This window comes from Microbacterium sp., assembly GCF_039812165.1.
Classification (GTDB): domain Bacteria; phylum Actinomycetota; class Actinomycetes; order Actinomycetales; family Microbacteriaceae; genus Microbacterium.
On the sequence record NZ_JBDIAB010000223.1, the window covers coordinates 1 to 4373 of the forward strand.

The window sequence follows — 4373 nt, forward strand, 5'->3', positions numbered from 1 at the left end:
GCGCCACGGCGATCCACGGCGTGACGACGGCGCACGCGCGCGCCGCCGGGCGCCCGGCCCGCGAGGTCGTGGCAGAGGTCGTCGAGGCGCTCCGGAGCGTGTTCGCCGCCGGCATCCCGGTCGTCGCCTACAACGCGCCGTTCGATTTCTCGCTGCTCAAGCACGAGGCCGTGCGCCACGGCATCCCGCCCCTCCTCGATCCGTCGCCGGTCATCGACCCGCTCGTGATGGACAAGGCGTACGACCGCTACCGGCCCGGCAAGCGGACGCTCGCGGTCGTGGCCGCGCACTACGCCGTGCCGCTCGAGGACGCCCACGACGCCTCCGCCGACGCGATCGCCGCGGGCCGCGTGGCGCAGGCGCTCGCGCAGCGCTTCGCGACGCGCCTGCCGCCGACGGCGACCGAGCTGCACACGCGGCAGATCGCGTGGGCGCGCGCGCAGGCGGCGAGCCTCACCGACTACTTCGTGCAGATCGGCCGGCTCGACCCGGGCGACCGCCTTGACGGCGACTGGCCCATCCGCTGACCCGCGGTCGGCGGTGGGGATCTCCGGCCGCCGGAACGACGAGAGCCCCGCCGAAGCGGGGCTCTCGTGACGGCGGTGCGGCTCAGCGCGCGCCGAAGTTCTTGAAGCGCTGGTTGAACTTCTCGACGCGACCGGCGGAGTCCATGATGCGCTGCTTGCCCGTGTAGAACGGGTGCGAGGCCGAGGAGATCTCGACGTCGATGACCGGGTAGGTCATGCCGTCGAGCTCGATCGTCTTGTCGCTGCTCACGGTCGAACGCGTCAGGAACGTCTCGCCGGAGCCGAGGTCGCGGAACACGACGGCCTGGTAGTCGGGGTGGATGTCAGTCTTCATGGCTTCCTCGCGGGGAGTGGCGCCCTCGACGGGCGGGAAAAGTCTGCAGTGTCCGTGCAACGCACACGCACCGAGGATCGATCCTACCAGCCCTCGCGGCGTGCGCGGAATCGGGTGCGGCGCGCGGTCAGGCGCGGGCCGCGAAGCGGCCGCCCTCCTCGCGGAGCAGCACCGGCATCCCGAACGTCTCGGTCAACGTCTCGGCCGTGAGCGTGTCGGCGATCGGGCCCTGTGCGACGATCCGGCCGCCATTGAGCAGCAGCACGTGCGTGAAGCCGATCGGGATCTCCTCGACGTGGTGGGTGACCATGACCATCGCCGGCGTCGTGGGCGACTGGGCGTAGCGGCCGAGGAGGCCCAGCAGCTCCTCGCGCGCGCCGAGGTCGAGGCTCGCGCTCGGCTCGTCGAGCAGCAGCAGCTCGGGGTCGGTCATCACCGCGCGCGCGATCTGCACGCGCTTCTGCTCGCCGTCCGAGAGCGTGCCGAACGTGCGCTCGGCGAGGTGCTCGAGGTGCCATTCGGAGAGCACCTCGAGGGCGCGCTCCTCGTCGACGGCCTCGTACGCCTCGCGCCAACGGCCCAGCACCGAGAACGCCGCCGTCAGCACGACGTTGAGCACCGTCTCCTCCGGCGGCACGCGCCGCGCCATCGCCGACGACGCGAAGCCGATGCGCGGACGCAGCTCGAACACGTCGGTGCGGCCGAGCCGCTCGTCGAGGATGTCGACCGCGCCCGACGTGGGGTGCACGAGCGTGGCGGCGAGCTGCAGGATCGTGGTCTTGCCCGCCCCGTTCGGGCCGAGCACGACCCACCGCTGGTCGTCGTCGACGACCCAGTCGATGTGATCGATGATGTTCCGGGCGTTGCGACGGACGACGACGTCGGCGAACTCGAGCACCTGCGACATGATCTCCAGCCTAGTGTCGGTGGGCGTGCGCGCCGGGGGGCGCCGCTCCCGGCGCGCCCCCGTGCGACGACGTGCTAACGGCCGGAGCCGGCGACCTCCGCGTAGAGGGCGGTCGTGGCATCCGCGATCGCCTTCCAGCTGAAGTCGTTCGCGGCGCGCTCGCGACCCGCCTTGCCGTACGCGCGCGCCTTCTCGGGGTCGGACACGACCTCGGTGAGCACGGCCGCGAGGTCGGCGACGAAGCGGTCCGGGTCGACCGGCGTGCCGGTGCCGTCCTGCACCTGCTCGATCGGCACGATGCGGCCGGTCACGCCGTCGAGCACGACCTCGGGGATGCCGCCGGTCTTGGTGCCCACGACCGCCGCGCCGCACGCCATCGCCTCGAGGTTGACGATGCCGAGGGGCTCGTACACCGACGGGCAGACGAACGTCGTCGCGGCGGTGAGGATCGCGCACAGCTTCTCGCGAGGGAGGAACTCCTCGATCCAGATGACGCCCTCGCGGGCCTCCTGGAGCGCGCGGACGAGCTCCTGCACCTCGGCCATGATCTCGGGCGTGTCGGGCGCGCCCGCGCACAGCACCAGCTGCACGTCGGGCGGCAGCAGCTCGGCGGCGCGCAGGAAGTACGGCAGGCCCTTCTGGCGCGTGATGCGGCCGACGAACGCGACCGACGGACGGCTCGGGTCCATGCCGATCGAGGCGAGGAACTCGGGGTCGTCGACGGGGCGCCACGACTCCACGTCGATGCCGTTGTAGATCACCTTCACGCGCTCCGGGTCGAGCGCCGGGTAGCTGCGCAGGATGTCCTGGCGCATGCCCTCGCTCACCGCGACGACGGCCGCGGCGCCCTCGTAGGCGGTCTTCTCGATGTAGCTCGACACGGCGTAGCCGCCGCCCAGCTGCTCGGCCTTCCACGGCCGCAGCGGCTCCAGCGAGTGCGCCGTGACGATGTGCGGGATGCCGTAGAGCAGCGACGCCAGGTGACCGGCGAAGTTCGCGTACCAGGTGTGGCTGTGCACGACGTCGGCGCCCTGGACGCCGCCGACGATCTCGAGATCCGTGCCGAGAGTCTTGATCGCGGCGTTGGCTCCGGCGAGCTCGGCGGGCACGCCGTACGAGTCGGTGTCGGGCTCGTCGCGCTCCGCTCCGAACGCGTGCACGTGCACGTCGACCGTTTCTCGGAGGGCCTTCACCAGCTCCGTGACGTGGACTCCCGCACCGCCGTAGATCTCCGGCGGGTACTCCTTCGTGACAATGTCGACGCGCATGCCTGAACGCTAGTACAGACCGCTCGCGGGGGCATAGTGTGTTGGCATGCCAGCAGCACCGAAGGTCTTCGGAATCATCCTCGCCGGCGGCGAGGGCAAGCGCCTCATGCCACTGACGGCAGACCGCGCCAAGCCCGCCGTCCCGTTCGGGGGTCAGTACCGACTGATCGACTTCGCCATCTCCAACCTCATCAACTCCGGGCTCCGTCAGGTCGTCGTCCTGACCCAGTACAAGTCCCACAGCCTCGACCGGCACGTCTCGCAGACGTGGCGCATGTCGGCTCTGCTGAACTCGTACGTGGCGTCGGTGCCGGCCCAGCAGCGCCTCGGCAAGCGGTGGTTCTCGGGGTCGGCCGACGCGATCCTGCAGTCGCTGAACCTCATCACCGACGAGAAGCCCGACATCGTGGTCGTGATCGGCGCCGATCACGTGTACCGCATGGACTTCACGCAGATGCTCGACGCGCACATCGAGTCGGGGGCGCGGGCGACGGTCGCCGGCATCCGTCAGCCGATCTCGCTCGCGAACCAGTTCGGCGTCATCGACGTCGAGCCCGAGGACCCGACCCGCATCCGCGAGTTCCTCGAGAAGCCGCAGGAGCCGGTCGGCCTGCCGGACTCGCCGCACGAGGTGCTCGCCTCGATGGGCAACTACATCTTCGACACCGACGCCCTCATCGAGGCCGTGCAGACCGACGGCCAGAACGAGGACTCGAAGCACGACATGGGCGGCGACATCGTGCCCTACTTCGTGGGACGCGGCGAGGCCGGAGTCTACGACTTCAAGCGCAACGACGTGCCCGGCTCGACCGCGCGCGACCGCGACTACTGGCGCGACGTGGGAACGATCGAGTCGTTCTTCGACGCCCACATGGACCTCATCTCGGCCCTGCCCGTGTTCAACCTCTACAACATGGACTGGCCGATCTACTCGCAGGCCGTGAACTCGCCGCCGGCGAAGTTCGTGCGCGACAGCGTCGGACGCATGGGCAACGCGATCGACTCGATCGTCTCGCTCGGCTCGGTGCTCTCGGGCACGCACCTCGAGCGCAGCGTGGTGGGTCCGTGGACGCTCGCCGGAGGCGGCTCGACCATCACCGACTCGGTGCTGTTCGACCACGTCGACGTGGGCGCGGGGGCGCGCGTGCACCGCGCGATCCTCGACAAGAACGTCGTCCTCGAGCCGGGCGCGATGGTCGGCGTCGACCACGCGCACGACCGCGAGCGCGGCTTCACGGTCACCGACACGGGCATCACGGTCGTCGGCAAGGGCCTCCGCGTCGGGCGCTGACGCGCACGCACGCTAGCGTGGTGGGGTGCCCGCCGCGTCCTTCCTC

Annotated in this window: 5 protein-coding genes; 2 read left to right on the forward strand and 3 right to left on the reverse strand. The window is 70.6% G+C overall.

Annotated features, from left to right (window positions below; all coding sequences use genetic code 11):
* Positions 1–527 (forward strand): exonuclease domain-containing protein (locus WML84_RS13220; RefSeq protein WP_347346606.1); only part of this gene is annotated, 527 nt, incomplete at its 5' end.
* A gap of 82 nt (positions 528–609) precedes the next feature.
* On the opposite strand, the gene WML84_RS13225 is transcribed toward WML84_RS13220, so the two are convergent.
* From WML84_RS13225 to glgA, 3 genes are all read right to left on the reverse strand, one after another.
* Complete coding sequence (locus tag WML84_RS13225) at positions 610–861, reverse strand: type B 50S ribosomal protein L31 (protein WP_347346607.1); 252 nt, start codon at positions 859–861, stop codon at positions 610–612.
* A 127-nt stretch (positions 862–988) separates the two neighbouring features.
* Entirely contained in the window at positions 989–1768 is a 780-nt protein-coding gene (locus WML84_RS13230) for an ABC transporter ATP-binding protein (protein ID WP_347346608.1), read from the reverse strand.
* A 74-nt stretch (positions 1769–1842) separates the two neighbouring features.
* Complete coding sequence (gene glgA / locus WML84_RS13235) at positions 1843–3036, reverse strand: glycogen synthase (RefSeq protein WP_347346609.1); 1194 nt, start codon at positions 3034–3036, stop codon at positions 1843–1845.
* Positions 3037–3082: 46 nt separating this feature from the next.
* Between glgA and glgC the strand changes: the two genes are divergently transcribed.
* Positions 3083–4327, forward strand: coding sequence for a glucose-1-phosphate adenylyltransferase (glgC, locus tag WML84_RS13240; protein WP_347346610.1), 1245 nt, complete (start codon positions 3083–3085; stop codon positions 4325–4327).
* The last annotated feature ends 46 nt before the right edge of the window (positions 4328–4373 follow it).